Annotated in this window: 14 protein-coding genes; 6 read left to right on the top strand and 8 right to left on the bottom strand. The window is 42.4% G+C overall.

The window, feature by feature from the left end; genetic code table 11:
* Positions 1-66 precede the first annotated feature (66 nt).
* Positions 67-807 (bottom strand): pyruvate formate lyase 1-activating protein, encoded by a 741-nt coding sequence (pflA, locus tag MCT08_RS10230; protein WP_053310081.1) that lies wholly within the window; start codon positions 805-807, stop codon positions 67-69.
* Between the two features lie 225 nt (positions 808-1032).
* Here pflA and MCT08_RS10225 point away from each other — a divergent pair, with 225 nt between their 5' ends.
* On the top strand, positions 1033-2913 hold the full coding sequence (locus MCT08_RS10225) for a methyl-accepting chemotaxis protein (protein ID WP_274678363.1): 1881 nt from the start codon (positions 1033-1035) through the stop codon (positions 2911-2913).
* A gap of 4 nt (positions 2914-2917) precedes the next feature.
* Here the strand turns inward: MCT08_RS10225 and MCT08_RS10220 are convergent, their stop codons facing one another.
* The 3 genes from MCT08_RS10220 to MCT08_RS10210 all read right to left on the bottom strand — a co-directional run bounded on the left by MCT08_RS10220 (position 2918) and on the right by MCT08_RS10210 (position 8199).
* Entirely contained in the window at positions 2918-3904 is a 987-nt protein-coding gene (locus MCT08_RS10220) for a lipid A deacylase LpxR family protein (protein ID WP_274678362.1), read from the bottom strand.
* A 205-nt stretch (positions 3905-4109) separates the two neighbouring features.
* Positions 4110-6386 carry a formate C-acetyltransferase gene (gene pflB / locus MCT08_RS10215; RefSeq protein WP_053310078.1) on the bottom strand — a complete coding sequence of 759 codons (2277 nt, stop codon included), beginning with the start codon at positions 6384-6386 and terminating at the stop codon, positions 4110-4112.
* 265 nt (positions 6387-6651) lie between these two features.
* Complete coding sequence (locus MCT08_RS10210; protein ID WP_053310077.1) at positions 6652-8199, bottom strand: DUF3360 family protein; 1548 nt, start codon at positions 8197-8199, stop codon at positions 6652-6654.
* Positions 8200-8812: 613 nt separating this feature from the next.
* On the opposite strand from MCT08_RS10210, the gene MCT08_RS10205 reads away from it, so the two are divergent.
* The 4 genes from MCT08_RS10205 to MCT08_RS10190 all read left to right on the top strand — a co-directional run bounded on the left by MCT08_RS10205 (position 8813) and on the right by MCT08_RS10190 (position 11973).
* Positions 8813-9583: an ABC transporter ATP-binding protein gene (locus MCT08_RS10205; RefSeq protein WP_053310076.1), complete on the top strand. Its 771-nt coding sequence runs from the start codon at positions 8813-8815 to the stop codon at positions 9581-9583.
* A 101-nt stretch (positions 9584-9684) separates the two neighbouring features.
* Positions 9685-10461: an ABC transporter substrate-binding protein gene (locus tag MCT08_RS10200; RefSeq protein ID WP_168522643.1), complete on the top strand. Its 777-nt coding sequence runs from the start codon at positions 9685-9687 to the stop codon at positions 10459-10461.
* A gap of 91 nt (positions 10462-10552) precedes the next feature.
* Entirely contained in the window at positions 10553-11293 is a 741-nt protein-coding gene (locus MCT08_RS10195) for an ABC transporter permease (RefSeq protein WP_053310074.1), read from the top strand.
* A gap of 2 nt (positions 11294-11295) precedes the next feature.
* A complete protein-coding gene (locus MCT08_RS10190) occupies positions 11296-11973 on the top strand; it encodes an ABC transporter permease (RefSeq protein ID WP_168522640.1) in 678 nt (225 codons plus the stop codon).
* 52 nt (positions 11974-12025) lie between these two features.
* Here MCT08_RS10190 and xthA read toward each other — a convergent pair whose 3' ends face one another.
* Positions 12026-12832, bottom strand: a complete 807-nt coding sequence (gene xthA / locus MCT08_RS10185) for an exodeoxyribonuclease III (protein ID WP_274678361.1) — start codon at positions 12830-12832, stop codon at positions 12026-12028.
* A gap of 226 nt (positions 12833-13058) precedes the next feature.
* Between xthA and MCT08_RS10180 the strand changes: the two genes are divergently transcribed.
* On the top strand, positions 13059-15176 hold the full coding sequence (locus MCT08_RS10180; RefSeq protein ID WP_274678360.1) for a methyl-accepting chemotaxis protein: 2118 nt from the start codon (positions 13059-13061) through the stop codon (positions 15174-15176).
* 40 nt (positions 15177-15216) lie between these two features.
* On the opposite strand, the gene rsmS is transcribed toward MCT08_RS10180, so the two are convergent.
* Genes rsmS through MCT08_RS10165 form a run of 3 tightly spaced genes read right to left on the bottom strand, consistent with a single transcriptional unit; the run spans position 15217 to position 16701 of the window.
* Complete coding sequence (rsmS, locus tag MCT08_RS10175; protein WP_053310070.1) at positions 15217-15375, bottom strand: pleiotropic regulatory protein RsmS; 159 nt, start codon at positions 15373-15375, stop codon at positions 15217-15219.
* Position 15376: 1 nt separating this feature from the next.
* Positions 15377-15925: a primosomal replication protein gene (locus MCT08_RS10170; RefSeq protein WP_274671503.1), complete on the bottom strand. Its 549-nt coding sequence runs from the start codon at positions 15923-15925 to the stop codon at positions 15377-15379.
* On the bottom strand, positions 15922-16701 hold the full coding sequence (locus tag MCT08_RS10165) for a sulfite exporter TauE/SafE family protein (protein WP_168522537.1): 780 nt from the start codon (positions 16699-16701) through the stop codon (positions 15922-15924). The genes MCT08_RS10170 and MCT08_RS10165 overlap by 4 nt, the downstream gene beginning before the upstream one ends.
* Positions 16702-16721 lie beyond the last annotated feature (20 nt).

Here is a 16721-nt window from a genome sequence, read left to right as displayed (position 1 = left end):
AATAACCTTCCTATAAAAATACCAGCACTAAGCTGGTATTTTTTACGAAATAACGGTGATTTTAAATCAATATTTTACGTTTGAGTGATACTGCTCAAGGATCGATACGATTTTATCCATGGTTTCTTTCGAGGGAGGATTAACTCCCTCAAGTGGGTATTCCATACCCATGGCTTCCCACTTATGAGCACCAAGTTTGTGATATGGTAGCAACTCGATTTTTTCAATATTATCCATATCTTTAATGAAATCACCCAACATATGAGCGGCTTCATCATCATCGGTGTAGCCTGGAACAATGACGTAGCGAAGCCAGGTTTTTTTGCCAATAGTGTGCAAGTAGCGAGCAAAATCGAGGGTGCGTTTATTGGATACGCCAATGAAGTCGTGGTGTATCTCATCTTTCATGTGTTTGATGTCCAACATCACTAGGTCGGTAGCATCAAGTACTTCGTCAATAACATCGGTATGTTTGCGAATATAGCCATTGGTATCAAGGCATGTATGAATGCCTTCCGCTTGCGCAGCTCTAAATAAATCTCTGACGAATTCCGGCTGAAGCATGGCTTCACCACCTGAACAGGTGATACCGCCACCAGAGGCATTCATAAAGTGACGATAAGATTTTGCTTCGTTGATGATCTCTTCGACGGAGACTTCTTTGCCGCCATGCGTATCCCATGTATCACGGTTATGGCAATACATACAGCGCATTAAGCAACCCTGCATAAAAACAATGAAGCGGATTCCGGGGCCATCGACAGTGCCACAAGATTCGAAGGAATGAATACGACCAGTTGTTGACATGAGCTCATCTCGAATAGGTAATTTAACCGTTATTTTATTACAAATAGTGGGGATTAAATAGAGCTAGCGAGAAATGTGGACTTGAAAATAGTTCTATAGTTGAAAAACATCGCTCCTAACTCTGCATTCTGTTATAGAATTGTTATGAATAATGTTATTTATAACAATAACTTTAATAGACCTTATGGTTGAATTTAACGCCGCGCTGTTAGTAAGGATTGCTTTATGGGTACGCTTAATTTTTCTCAAAAACAAAAAATAACGTTATTTATCGTTATATTATGCATCGGATTTCTTTCGCTCGGATTTTATACTTCGCAAAGCTTGTCTGCTATGAATGAGCAGAATCAACGTAGTAGTGAGATAGCATCGGGTTCTCTAAAAATCTACAGCACTCAAGCTAGTTTGCTATCTCTTGCTTCTGAGCTTAACGATTTGAATGGTAATCAAGTCTCATCTGCGCTCGAAAAACTGAATCAACTAATGAAAGATGTGGAGAGTAATGCCCGTTTTCTAGAGTTATCAAAATTACGCCAAGAAGGCACCTTGTTAAAGGGAGCGGTAACTCAATTTGATGCCGCTTTACGTCCTTGGTTAGAGTTGAAGTCTGAGCTAGGATTTAATGTCGACGAGGGTAAGCTCGGCGAGTTGAAGCGTTTAGCAGCGACTATTGAGAAAAAAATCGAAGAAACCGGCATGGTGACTATTAACTCTGATTTTCAGGTGATGGTCAAAGCACAACAAAACTACTTATTACAGCCTAATGAGCAGAATTTAAAGTTATTCAATCGCTCCATGGCTGGGTTCAAAAATGTCTCGAACTCATATGCCATGCTTGATCTTTACGAACAAGAATTAGACCAGTTCAAAGATACTTTTTTACGTGTTAGTCAGCTTTCTCAACAGGTTGGGGTGATGGAAGGTAATCTTATCTTGAGCGAAAACCAAGCGAAAAAGGTCATCCAAGATATATCAACTAAATTAGCCTCATTAAGTCTTCAATATCAGCAATCGGCTCGTAAATCGGCAGCCCAAACCCAGTGGTCGGTGCTGGGAGCTTGCGCAGTTTTGGCTGTTTTGACTATCTCTATTTTTGTCACGTTGAATCTTTCATTGACTCGTTTATTAACTCAAACCATTCAAGTATTGAAAAGCATTTCTCAAGGTGATTTGTCGCAACGGATGCTGGTTACAACAAACGCTAAGGATGAATTTAATCAACTGGCGATAGCCATTAATCAAAGTTGCGAGAATCTTGGGCAATTAGTTAGCGGTGTTCAGCAAAGCAGTGATGCGCTATCGGATAACGCTGCTGAGCTCAACATGGGCTTAGATAACTTAGCCAATAATCAATCAGATGTAATAGAGCAAACTCAGCTATTGGCGTCTGCCACAGAAGAAGTGAGTGTGACTACCCAGGAAGTCTCGAACTCATTAGAGTTTGTTGCTGATATTAGTAAATCGTCGATGCAAACGGCAGAAGAAGGGGGGCAGGTTATTTCTGCCGCTATTAATTCGTTAAAAGATGTAGGGCAAATTTTGAGTGCAGCCGCAGGGCATATTCATCAATTAGAACAAGCTTCTGCTAAAGTTGATTCGGTGATGGACATCATTAATGGAATTGCTGAGCAAACCAATTTGTTGGCACTTAACGCTGCTATCGAAGCAGCAAGAGCAGGTGAACAAGGCCGTGGTTTTGCCGTAGTGGCCGATGAAGTGAGAAGTTTAGCGGTAAGAACGGTTGACGCGGTTGCTGAAATTTCAGATACGATTGAAACAATGAAAAAAGAAAGTTCAGAAGTGATTAACTATATTAGCCAATCAGAGCAATCTATGTTGAGTGGTCAAGAAAAAGGCAATGCAGCGATACAGGCTATTTCACAAATCACCGAAAAAGCGGATGAAGCGGCTCACCAAACAGAAGTAATCTTTGCTTCTATTCGCGAACTGGCCACGACGAGTCATTCCATGGCCGATAGTATGACTCAAATATCTAGCGCGATGAAATCACTTGAGGAAAATAATGAGCAGCTCAGAGCAACGAGTCAAATTGTTGATAAACGCTCTAGCAGCTTAAATGCAGACTGCCAGAGGTTTACAATCTAACCGATCAGAAGAAGGCAAAAAATGAAAGGCTGCCCACACCGTGGATGGAATTTTTGTCTTCTTCGTATTCAGAGGTATTTGCAGTAAAAGACAAACTGGCACCAAAGTGTTTTATGTACCATGCAGCGCCCGCGACTGCTGTTGCCTGGACATGCTCTACATTGACTTGGTAGTACTGTGGGTCATATTCTAGGCCATTTAGAGGTCTATCCCCTTCAATAGTCACATCATTAAAACGGTATCGGCCTTCGAGTCCTGCAAACAAAAACCATCCAGAATTTGAAGCGCCTATCATCCCTGAATAAAAAGGGTTTTCTGCATCAATTTGTGCGCTACCAAAATTGTTAGCAAGGTCAGCACCCCAACGCATCATAAAACCGGTGGATACATCACTGCGAAAATTACCAATATTGGCTTCTGAAACATTTGAAAACTCCAGTTCCGTGCCGAAGTAGCTGCGATAGCGCGCCAGTTTGAAATGCGAAAGGTATCCAACACTGCCAGCGACTTGATCTTCGACTTGATATGCCCAGCCATTAGGATCATCGGATTTAGTGATCCTATGAACTATTTTCTGAGCCTTTTCGGAAAGAGAAGACTCGCCTGTTGTACCGAGGGTGAGATTAAACCGAGATGCTTGTTGAGGATGCAGACTGATGTAATTGAATTCAGCATAAAGAAAACCAGCATATGGGCGTTCATTCGGTTCTGGTTTTTCGAGAGTGATATCTGAAGGTGTCCACATTTTGTTAGCGATGCTGATTTCCCACTTATCCAGAGAAGAGGCGCCCCATGCAGACAGGCTGAGCGGCTTTGCCCACCAATAAGGTGTAATGGATCCAGAGGTATAGGTTAAAAATAAGCCATTGGTGTAGTCGCGATCGACGCCAAATACACCGTCGTTATCTATGTTTAGAGAGAGTGTAGAGTTTTGCGACGCGAAAGCTGAAGCACTCAGCAAAGCTAAAGGTAATATGTAAAATAACTTCATACAAATACTGTCGAATGGAGATTAAGTTAAATACTACAGGAAAAAGAACGAATTAAGTGGATAAACCTAGGATAGAAGAGGCATAAATGTGCAGAAGGTTACATTTATATAAAATAGGTTGAATTGTGCCGTTGGTTGGTCGTTATAAATAAAAACCCCACTCAATGAGTGGGGTTTAAACTATCTAGCTATTTAATCAGCTGAATTATAGAGATTCAGTGAAAGTACGTGCGATTACGTCGGCTTGTTGCTCAGCAGTTAGCGAGTTAAAGCGAACAGCGTAACCTGATACACGGATAGTCAATTGAGGGTACTTCTCTGGGTGCTTAACAGCGTCTTCTAGAGTTTCGCGGTTAAGAACGTTCACATTTAGGTGTTGACCACCTTCAATGCCAGCTTCATGGTGGAAGTAACCATCCATTAGACCTGCAAGGTTAGCACGTTGGCTGCTTTCTTCTTTGCCTAGCGCATTTGGAACGATAGAGAAGGTGTAAGAGATACCATCTTGAGCATCAGCAAACGGTAGTTTCGCTACTGAAGTCAATGATGCTACAGCACCTTTTTCATCACGACCGTGCATTGGGTTTGCACCCGGTGCAAATGGAGTACCAGCGCGACGACCATCAGGAGTATTACCTGTTTTCTTACCGTATACCACGTTTGAAGTGATAGTAAGGATAGACTGAGTTGGGATCGCATTACGGTATGTTTTAAGCTTACGGATTTTGCCCATAAATACGCTAACAAGTTCACAAGCGATGTCATCAACGCGAGGATCGTTGTTACCAAATTTAGGGTAATCGCCTTCGATTTCAAAATCGATGGCTAGACCGTCTTCATCACGAATTGGTTTAACTTTCGCGTATTTAATTGCTGAAAGTGAGTCAGCTGCAACAGATAGACCTGCAATACCACATGCCATAGTACGAATAACATCGCGGTCATGTAGAGCCATTAGTGAAGCTTCGTAGCTGTATTTGTCGTGCATAAAGTGAATGCTGTTTAGTGCAGTCACGTATTGTTTTGCCAACCAGTCCATGAAGTGGTCCATCTTGTCCCACAATTCGTTGTAGTCAAGATATTCGCCAGCAATCTTGTCCATCTTAGGACCAACTTGGATTTTAAGCTTCTCATCAATACCGCCATTGATGGTGTAAAGCATAGTTTTAGCAAGGTTAGCACGAGCACCGAAGAACTGCATTTGCTTACCAACAACCATTGGCGATACACAACAAGCAATTGCGTAGTCATCAGAGTTCATGTCTGGGCGCATTAGATCGTCGTTTTCGTACTGGATAGAAGAAGTATCGATAGATACTTTTGCACAGAAACGTTTGAAGCCGTCAGGTAGTTGCTCAGACCAAAGAACAGTGATGTTTGGCTCTGGAGAAGGACCCATAGTATATAGGCTGTTTAGGAAACGGAAGTTAGAACGCGTAACAAGCGTACGACCGTCAAGACCCATACCACCCATAGATTCTGTTGCCCAGATTGGGTCACCAGAGAATAACTCATCGTATTCAGGAGTACGTAGGAAACGAACCATACGTAGCTTCATTACGAAGTGGTCGATCATTTCTTGAGCTTGTGCTTCAGTAATTTTGCCTGCAGCAATATCGCGCTCGATGTAGATATCTAGGAAAGTCGAAGTACGACCTAGAGACATTGCTGCACCGTTTTGAGACTTAACTGCTGCTAGGTAGCCGAAGTAAGTCCATTGAATAGCTTCTTGTGCAGTTTGTGCTGGCTCAGAAATATCAAAACCATATTTAGCAGCCATTTTTTTGATTTGGCCAAGAGCACGGTGTTGCTCTGCAATTTCTTCACGAAGTTGCATTGTCATTTGAAGATCTTCACCATTCTCAAATTTCTCTTGAAGAGAAGTAAATTGAGCTAGTTTATCTTTCATTAGACGGTCGATACCGTATAGCGCAACGCGACGGTAGTCACCGATGATACGACCACGACCGTATGCATCAGGAAGACCAGTTAGAACACCAGACTTACGACATGCTAGGATATCAGGAGTGTAGATATCGAAAACACCAGCATTGTGTGTTTTGCGGTATTCTGTATAGATTTTTGAAACCATTGGATCAAGTTCGCGATCGTATGCTTTACAAGAACCTTCAACCATGCGGATACCACCATTAGGGATGATAGCGCGCTTAAGTGGTTTTTCAGTTTGTAGACCTACGATAGTTTCAAGATCTTTTTCGATGTAGCCTGCATCGTGAGCAGTGATGGTAGAGATAACAGAAGTGTCGAAATCAACAGGAGCGTGAGTTGAGTTCTCAATTTTAATACCTTCCATTACTTTAGCCCAAAGCTTGTTAGTTGCTTCAGTACCTTCAGAAACTAGGAAAGATTCATCGCCTTCATACGGCGTATAGTTCTTTTGAATGAAATCACGAACGTTAACTTCATTTTGCCACTCACCTGCAGCAAAACCTTCCCAAGCTTTAGCAAATTGCTCTGCCATGACATACCTACCTTTTTAGTAGAAAAAACACGTACTGTCTTCACTGTTGAGCCAGTTATCCCCGAAGGGAGCAGTACACTTATTAATAACAATATCTATATACATACTATTCAATCATCTGAATATAGATATTGTGATTCCCTAACTTGTTTACAATAGTAAACTAAAATTTTTTTGCAAAACTTAAACTAAATCAATAAAAGTTAAAAAATTAAAATAAAGTTTGGGTAGTGCTTTTGACACTACCCAAATCTATATTAGTTCATTATAGCCAAGCTTTCAGACCATATTGACTTTCTAACATACCGACAGCAAGCATAGCAACCAAGCAGATGATAAACACCCCGACAGGGATGATAATTTTATCGGCAAACGATAGTCGAGACGCACGCTCTTTATCACCGATAAGGCCGTTGTTATCTAAGAACATTGTTAATGCCCAAGCCAGCACAGGGTTTGTAACAATAGAAGCAAAGATACAGATACCAGCCGCTTGTGAATCTTTTGTGTCACGAACCATTTGCATACCGGCTTCTAAAAGCGGCAGAGATACACCAACTAAAAGTGCAACACGCATTACTGGTGGCCATACAGCAACATCCATAGGGAAACCAAGTACAGCAACAATGATACATAATGAACCGAGCAAAATTGCTCCCGCTGGGATAGGGCGTTTAGCAATCGCTGCGGGGATCATGTAAGTACCCCAAGAAGAAGTGATGTTACCACCACCAACCGCAGTACCAACCATTTGACGTACAGAACACATAGTCATTGTGTCATCAACGTCCATTAATACTTTTTCAGTCTTTTTCGGGTAGTTAAGTTCTTGGAAAATACGGTGACCTAAGAAATCTGGTGACCACATTGCTACGGCTAAAATCGCAAAAGGAAGAGAAGCAATGAAGTGCTCAAGGTTTGGCAAACCTAGCATCCAACCTTCAGAGGTTGAACCCCACCAGTACACAGGATTTAGATTTGGTAGGCCCATTTGAGTTTCAAATTTGATATCGAAGCCTGCGCCAAGTACTAAAGCGATAGCCAGACCAGTGAACGCACAAACAGGAATTGCTAACCAACGTTTGTTAACTTTTGCTAGGTATGCGTAAATACCAACGGTTATACCGAGAACGATAAGACCAACGTAACCCATGCTGCCAGCTGCGACATCCGCAGATTGCAGACCTGTAGCCCAATCTTGGATAGAGCTAATCTGGCTCATGGTACCAGTTAAACCAAGGAATATCAGCAAGCCACCCGCTGTACCTTCCGAGGTAAGGTTGACTAGTTTTGAACCCCCTTTCAGAAAGCTCAGAATCAAGCCGAAAACACCGATCAAAATCGCTAGAGCAAGTGGGTGAGCACCCGCCAATGCAATCGTACCGATGAGTGGGATCATTGGACCGTGGTTACCGGCAAGGTTTGCGCGTGGATTTAAGAAACCAGAAGAAATGATACAGAAAAGGAGTGCTGGAATAAGCATTTCCACACGAGCGACTTCAATAGCAAACTCTTTGCCAAGGTTTACGTGGTCCCATGCCTCGGTTAGGCCTTGAGCCCAAGACATCATTACTGCTGAGTACATCGCGATAATGCCGATGGTACCTGCAAGCGCAGGAACAAGATCTTCGAGTTCAAAACGGAAATCACGACCAGGAAGGTTTAGACCAAAGCGGCGTGGTTTCATGATTTGCAGTTCATGATCTAAATAATCTGAACGGCTTGCAAACTCAGATGCTGGTCGGTGTAGCTCACGATAGCTTTTGCTCTCGATATCCGAATCAGAGTGAGTATTTTTCACTGCGTCTGACATAGATTCCTCATATTTTAAAAAGTTAGTAATTCGTAATGAATCGCTAGTAATCCGCACGTTGCGGTAACGCTTTAATTGAATATGCTGCACATTTTGTACGTGCTTGAACAGTATCAACTAAAAAAGAAAATTTGGTCATTTTTATGGCCTTATCTTTGTTGGCGAGTTTAACGTGCTTAATCTACAGCGTGATTGATCTTGATCACTTTACGAATAATTGTGAAAGAAAACTACGTCAACCCAATAAAATCGGGCGCTTAGCACAAAAAACCATGAAAGATTTTTTCAGATTGTGATGTTGTATAAATTAATAGTCATGGCATTTTGTCACAAAATTTTATGTGTCTATATGTATGATTTATAAATAGAGAGAATGCTTTTCTTTACAACCTTGTTAATAAAATACATTGCCCGTTAACTCTTTGTTGTGCCATTTATATGCGTTATATAAAGAAGTATTGGCTAAAATATGAATATATAGTCACATAATATAACTAAATATCCCTTATTTGTAGGTTAATAATTTGTTGCATGTTTCTGGTGTGAATGCTAGTTTGTATCGAAAACAAGAGTTGGAATACTCTAGCAGTGGAAAATACAGGGAGTTAAGCGCATGAATGATGTACCCGCGCTGAATATTAAAGAACTGCACAAAACTTTTGGGCAAAACGAAGTACTTAAAGGCATATCACTAGAAGCACATAAAGGCGATGTTATTTCGATAATTGGTTCTTCAGGTTCCGGTAAGAGTACCTTTCTCCGATGCATCAACTTACTCGAGACACCAACGTCTGGAGAAATTTGGGTGGATGGTGAACTCATTCAGATGAAGAAAAATCGTCAAGGAGAATCTTCTCCAGCTAATGAAAAGCAAGTACAGCGAATTCGTTCTCGCTTAGCGATGGTTTTTCAAGGATTCAACCTCTGGTCTCATATGACAGTTTTAGAAAATGTCATTGAAGCACCTGTTCATGTCCTTGGTGTGCCTAAAGCTCAAGCTTTAGAAAATGCAGAGTTACTACTCAAAAAAGTAGGCTTGTATGAGCGCAAAGACTATTATCCAGGACACTTATCAGGTGGTCAGCAGCAACGTGCGGCAATTGCAAGAGCACTTGCTGTTGAGCCAGAAGTTATGCTGTTTGACGAACCAACATCAGCCTTAGATCCTGAACTGGTCGGTGAGGTATTAGGGGTTATGAGAGACTTGGCAGAAGAAGGCCGTACTATGTTGGTTGTTACGCATGAAATGGCTTTCGCACGTGATGTCTCCAACCATGTGATGTTCCTACACCAAGGACGAGTTGAAGAACAGGGTAACCCGGCAAAATTGTTCACGGCTCCTGAGTCTGAAAGACTCAAGCAATTTATTTCTTCAATCTATTAGTTGGTATGGTCACTTTTGTGGCTGTTACTTTTACCGCCACAATTAATTAAAGCAACACAACATTATCAAAAAAGTAATATTTCAATCACAGGAGTATGGAAATGAAAAAGTGGTTATTAGTTGCAGCTGTTGCTGCTAGCGCAATGACGGGTATGGCTCAAGCGAAAGAATGGAAAACGGTTCGCTTTGGTATCGAGGGTGCTTATCCTCCATTTAGTTGGACTGAAGCAGACGGCTCTTTGAAAGGGTTTGATGTAGATATGGCTAATGCTTTATGTCAAGAGATGCAAGTCGAATGTAAGATTGTGCCACAAGATTGGGATGGGATTATTCCGTCACTACTTGCTCGTAAATACGACGCTATCATTGCGGCAATGTCCATTACTGAAGAGCGTAAGAAAAAGGTCGATTTTACTGGTAAATACGCGCAAATCCCTAACAAGTTTATTGCGAAGAAAGGTGCAAACCTCGACTTTTCTAAAGAAGGTTTAAAAGGCGTTAAAATTGGTGTGCAACGTGCAACTACACACGATAAATATCTAACAGATAACTACGGCGATGCGGTTGAAATTGTTCGTTATGGTTCATTTGATGAAGCCTACCTTGACCTAGCTAACGGCCGTATTGCAGCTGTATTGGGTGATGCTTCTGCATTAGAAGAAGGCGTGATCAATAAAGCGGGTGGCGAGGCGTATGAATTTGTTGGCCCATCACTCACTGACGCTAAGTGGTTTGGTGATGGAATGGGTATTGCGGTTCGTAAACAAGACAAAGAATTGACCAAAAAACTTGATGCGGCAATCCAATCTTTACGTGACAAAGGCGTTTACAGCACAATTGCAGCTAAATACTTTAACTATGATGTTTATGGTGAATAAGCGATAGCTTTTTCTTCACCAATTCCTAGCTGCTGGCGCCTAGTTCCAGAAGTACCCAGCAGCTAGATTCCTCAGGGACTAGGAACGAATTATGTTGGATTTACAAGGATATGAAGCCTCAATATTTAAAGGGGCGGTATTAACCATAGAAGTGGCCGTTCTATCTTTGATATTGGCAGTGATACTTGGCATGCTCGGAGCGTTGGCAAAGCTTGCACCATATCGTTGGGCAAGGGCGATCGCGACTCTGTATACGACGATTATTCGTGGTATCCCCGACCTCGTATTGATGATGCTTATTTTCTTTGGTGGTCAAATTCTGTTGAATAATAGCCTTTATTCAATTAACGAGTGGTTAAACAATTGGTTTATGGCAAGCGATCCAAGCCATGAATGGACTTCTTACCTACCAGACTACATTGATGTCAGCCCGTTCGTCGCAGGGATACTGACAATCGGTTTTATTTTCGGTGCCTATATGGCTGAAACCTTCCGCGGTGCAATTATGGCGGTTGATAAAGGCGAATTAGAAGCAGCTAAAGCGTATGGTATGAGTTCTATTTTGGCATTTAGACGCATTTTGCTACCTCAAATGGTCCGCCACGCCTTGCCAGGGTTTGGTAACAACTGGTTAGTTCTGCTGAAAACGACGGCGCTTGTTTCCATTATTGGATTGGAAGATATGGTCCGGGTCAGTTCATTAGCCGCTGGTTCGACGAAAATGCCGTTCACTTTTTATATGGCCGTCTCAGTGATATTCCTTTTCTTTACCAGTGTATCAACCGGCCTACTCAAACTGGTTGAACGCAAGTTCAGCATTCACACGAGGTAAATATGGACTTTTCCCTTATTACTCAAAGTCTGCCTATCTATTTTAGTGGGTTGTGGACAACGGTTTGGCTGGTAGCATTGTCATTGATTATTGGTTTGAGTGTGGCCATACCATTAGCCGTGGCTAGAAACAGCCATAATTACTTTATTAGTATGCCTGCTTGGGGTTATACCTACTTTTTCCGTGGAACACCTTTATTGGTTCAGCTTTATCTCATCTATTACGGCATGGATCAGTTCTTCCCAGTGAAGGATACCCTGTGGGAAAATGCATGGTTCTGTGCACTGGTAGCATTTATATTAAATACATCAGCTTATACTGCAGAAATTATCCGCGGTGCGATTAACGGTTTACCTAAAGGTGAAGTGGAAGCGGCAAAAGCATATGGCATGAGCACCTGGAAAACGTACCGTCGAATCATTTTACCTAGTGCACTGCGCCGTGCTTTACCCGCCTACAGTAATGAAGTGGTATTCATGCTACATGGTTCTGCGGTCGCAGGTATTGTGACCATCATGGATTTGACCGGTGCTGCACGTTTAGTCAATTCGCGCTACTACGCGCCTTTTGAATCATTTCTTACGGCGGGGCTGTTTTATATGGGCCTCACGTTTATTATTTTGTTTTGTTTCAAGCAGGCAGAAAAACGCTTTTTGGCATATTTAAGACCGCTCAGTTAATTAAGGTTTAATGAATGAAAAAGAGCGCTTCGAGCGCTCTTCTGATGATGATTTAGGAAAAAGTAGACCAGATAGGGGCGTGGTCAGACGGTTTTTCAATGCCCCTTAGCTCGTAATCAATGCCGGACTCTTGGCATTTAGCTGCTAAGCTCGAGGTGGCAAGAATCACATCGATACGCAGACCTCTATTATCATCAAAACCTCGAGAACGGTAATCAAACCATGAGAATTGGTCGTTAGTTTCTGGGTGCAATTGACGGAAGGTATCAATCAACCCCCAGTCTTTAAGTGCTTTTAACCATTCGCGCTCTTCCGGTTGAAAAGAACATTTGCCAGTTTTCAACCAACGCTTACGGTTTGGTTCACCAATACCTATGTCTAAATCAATAGGGCTGATATTAATATCGCCCATCACAATGATTTGCTCACTTGGAGAGTGATATTCCGTTAAATAACTCATTAAGTCTTGGTAAAACTGGCGCTTGTATGGGTATTTGGTTTCATGGGCAATATTGTCGCCTTGTGGGAAATAGCCGTTTAATATCGTTACTTTTTCACCTGAATTATCTTCAAATGTCGCGATGATCATTCGTTTTTGATGGTCTTCATTATCGGTAGGAAAACCTTTTTGAACAGAAATTGGCTGCTTTTTGCATAGCATAGCAACACCATAGTGCGTCTTCTGACCATGAAAATAAACGTGGTAGCCCATCGCTTCGACATCTTCAATTGGAAAGGCTTCATCATGAACTTTGATCTCTTGGAGACCAATAACATCAGGTTGATGTTTATCGATGATAGCTTGTAGCTGATGCAAGCGTGCTCTCAACCCATTGATGTTAAAACTAATGACTTTCATTGCTGATCCTTTCGTTGGTCTGTTAAAGAAGATGTTACCATTTAGAAACGTGAGGACAAGATGAAAACCTAGTAAACAGTGCATATAGTAAACAGGTAAGTGGCTCCTGAGTTTTCTGTTAACATTTTTATAAACTTACGATTGATCTCTTGGGTGAATATGGTCTAATTTAGTTGAATCATTCACTCTTTAAAAAATTAAGCTGACGCAAACATAGGGATGTTGTATGCGAACACTATCGGTTCAGTGGAAAATTACACTTTTGGCAGGCTTTTGCTTGTTGATCACTTCACTATCACTCATTGGTTTCTCGGTTTATAACGCCGTTAATAACCAGCATATTATTAAGCAGCAAAGTTCCGACTCAGTAACCATTAAGTCACAACAACTGTTGCAAACACGAGCATTACTCAATGCAACCGAAGTGTCGGAATACCTAAATGAGGCGATGTTTAGAGCAGAAATGCTGGCAGCGAATGCTCTGTTTTTTAAAACCAATACTGAAGAGAACTTTGGTGAAAGTGAAGTGCTACGTACGGCACTTGATGAAATGGTTCGCAAGTCAGTTGTGGGTTTCCCAAGTATTCAAGGGGCTTACCTTGTATTTAAGCCCGATATGCTCGACGGGGAAGACGCAAACTATGAAAATGCTGCCTATGTAGGTTCAAATGAAATTGGTCGGTTTGCAGCCTATTGGCTAACGGCAGCTAATGGTGAAAATGTTGTTGCCAATGTATTAAGTGAACAAGCGTTAAAAGATACGAAAGAGAACGAACGATTTGCTTGTCCATTATCTAATGCCGAAACTTGTATTTCCTCGCCAAGAATGATTCAAAATGACGATAGTTCCTTTCTCTCTTCTTCAATATCTGTGCCTATTTTAATCGACGGCTTGCCGATAGGGTTTTTTGGTATTGACCTAACACTCACTCCATTAGTTGATATTGCTTTAGGTTCTGATCGCAGCCTTTTCGAAGGTAGCGGCAAAGTATTCATTACCAGCGCAGAAGGCTTGTTGATCGCGAGCGACGATTCATCGCTCACATTAGGTAAACCATTATCTAGCGCTGTTTTGACGGCTCGGGAAATGCAAGAGTTTCGCGCTAGCCAAAAGGTACAAGCGAAATGGAGTGACGATGGTCAATGGCTAACTGTTTTTGCTCCAATTAATGTTGCTAACCAAACGTGGGGAGTGATATTTGAAATGCCTAAAGCGAGTGTATTAGCAGATGCGAGTCAACTCGATCAAATCATTACTCAGCAAGTAGAGAGGGGCGTCCAAACTGAACTGCTGGTGGGTACTATTTTAGTGTTACTTGGTTTAGGTGTTATTGCGTTAAGTGCCGCTAAAATCGTAAAACCAATTAGAGAAGTAGCATTACGTTTACAAGATATTGGTTCAGGAGAAGGGGATTTAACTCAACGTCTTGTGGTGACGTCACAAGATGAAATTGGCCAACTGGCAAATGGGTTTAATCAATTCTTAGATAAATTGCAGTCGATCATTCAACAAGTGATCGAAACGGCTAATCAAGTGGCTCAAACGGCAGATCAAGCACGCAACGCAGCTGTACAAACACGCAGTAGTAGCGAGTCTCAGTTTAAAGAGATGGATTTAGTCGCTACCGCCTCTGAAGAAATGACGCAAACGGCCAGTCTTGTGGTGCAAAATGCTGAAGCTGCGGTTAATGCGGCTTCTCAAGCCAATAATTCAGCATTGGTTGGTCAGGAGGTGATTCGCGCCTCTGAAGCTGAAATGCATAAGCTTGTGGTACGGATGAGCGATGCGGTTCCGGTCGTAGAAGAACTCGCACGCAACAATGCCAATATCACCGAAATTTTAACGGTCATTGAAGGTATTTCAGAGCAAACCAACTTGCTCGCTTTAAACGCGGCAATTGAAGCGGCTCGTGCTGGAGATCAGGGACGAGGTTTTGCAGTGGTTGCTGATGAAGTACGTAACTTAGCGCAACGTACTCAAGATTCGGTCGGAGAGATCCGCCAAGTTATCGAAAAGGTACAGCAAGGCACGAAAGGGGTCGTCGAGGTTATCCAGCAAGGTAATGAATTGGCAAATGGTACGGCTGATCAAGTGCAGAAAGCGGTTGCCGAGTTAAGTACAGTTTTTGAGTCAATCTCTGCCATTAATGACATGAACAGCCAGATAGTGAAAGCGGCTGAAGAGCAGCAAGCGGTGTCAGGTGAGGTTAACCAAAACTTATCGAATATTCGTGATTTAAGTGCGCAAATACTCGAAAGAGCCGGTGAGTCAGAATCGGTCGGCTCTCAGATCAGTGCGCTTTCTGCTAAGCAGCAGCAATTGGTTGGGCAATTCAAAGTTTAGCGTTAAGCACATTAAGCTAAAAGGAGCGAGTTCTCGCTCCTCAATTTTTATTTGCTTCAATCTTACGCAATAAATCTTGTTGTACGATTTGCATGGCAGCTAGTGCTATCTCTGGCGCGATTTCATTGCTTTCAAGCAAATAAATGAGGTCAACGGCGAGCTTAACCTCTGCGGGTGCGGTGTCTAAAGCTGAGTCCATGTTATTGGTTTTTCTCTCTGAAGGTGATTTGTTTTTCAATTTTTGCTTTTGCTTCTTGGCAGCGTTTAAGGCGTTGCTCGGCGGTTATCAATGCCTGTTGTGCTTGTTGCTGATTAAAGGCAGAGGTTTGTCGCAAACTAAGTTCTTTATCTCTGACCATATCCATCAAACGTCGCTCCCACTCTTGATGCTGTGCAAGCTCTTGATATAAGCCATTAATTGGTTTTCGGTAGTAGCTACTATGCTTGGGTTCACTTTTTCTAATCGATAGGGTAGAGATTTCTCTTTGTATCGCTGAAATTTGGGCCAGTAGACGTTCGGTCAGGTATTCGGCGCGTTGGCTTGTTAAACGATTCGTTTCTTGCTCGCGCATGATGGAATCATAAGTCGACTGTGTTTCCAGCACACAAGGTACTAATAAATGAGCTTTGCAACGAAACAGTCGCTCATCGAATAAAACGTGGTGATGTTCACCGCGAGAACGGTCAACTTGCGCAGCCTGCTGTTTAAGCTCGTCGATTAAGGTCTTAAGCTTTGAAAAATGATTCATAAGGCGACAAACCATGCATCATAGGCGAGTTTAAGCGCGAGAACACTGACCACGCTAACAAATACAGGGCGAATAAATTTAGCCCCAAAGCGAATGGCGGAATGTGCGCCAACAAATGCTCCAGCCATTAAGCAAACCCCCATGGTTAGGCCTAAAACCCAATCGATATGGCCCAATATAGCAAAAGTCACCAATGAGGTAAGGTTACTGGTGAAATTCATCGCCTTTGCCAACCCAGAAGCAAGTAATATATTCAGTCGATACAAAGCCATTGAACTAACGGTCCAGAATGCCCCCGTCCCGGGGCCGGCAAGGCCGTCATAAAACCCTAGTGTTAAGCCTTGAATATATTGTTTCTTATGTAAAGTCGGGCAAGGTTGCGGGCTGACATTTTGCTTCGCATCTGGCGTTTTATGCCAAATCGTATAAACCGCTGCCGCCAAGATAATCAGTGGCAGCACTTTTTGTAGCCAATCAGTACTAATGGCATCAACCGCAAAGGTGCCAATAACCGCGCCAATAAATGTCGCCACAAAGGCTCGTAGCCAGCAGCGAGGTTGGAATAGTTTTTTGCGATAGTAGGTGAAAGCTGCGGTCGATGAAGCAAAGGTAGCAGCTAGCTTATTAGTACCCAATGCAATGTGTGGTGGTAGACCAATAGACAGCAATGCAGGTACGGTTAGCATGCCGCCCCCGCCTGCGACAGCATCAATAAACCCCGCCACAAAGGCGACGAGTGCTAATACAACCAACATGGTTGGTTCAACAAGTTCCATGAATAAAATAGGCCCTAAGT

It is taken from the genome of Vibrio aestuarianus (assembly GCF_028858425.1).
GTDB classification, from domain to species: domain Bacteria; phylum Pseudomonadota; class Gammaproteobacteria; order Enterobacterales; family Vibrionaceae; genus Vibrio; species Vibrio aestuarianus.
Note: the sequence above shows the minus strand (reverse complement) of the source record. Positions and strands in the feature narration are given on the sequence as shown.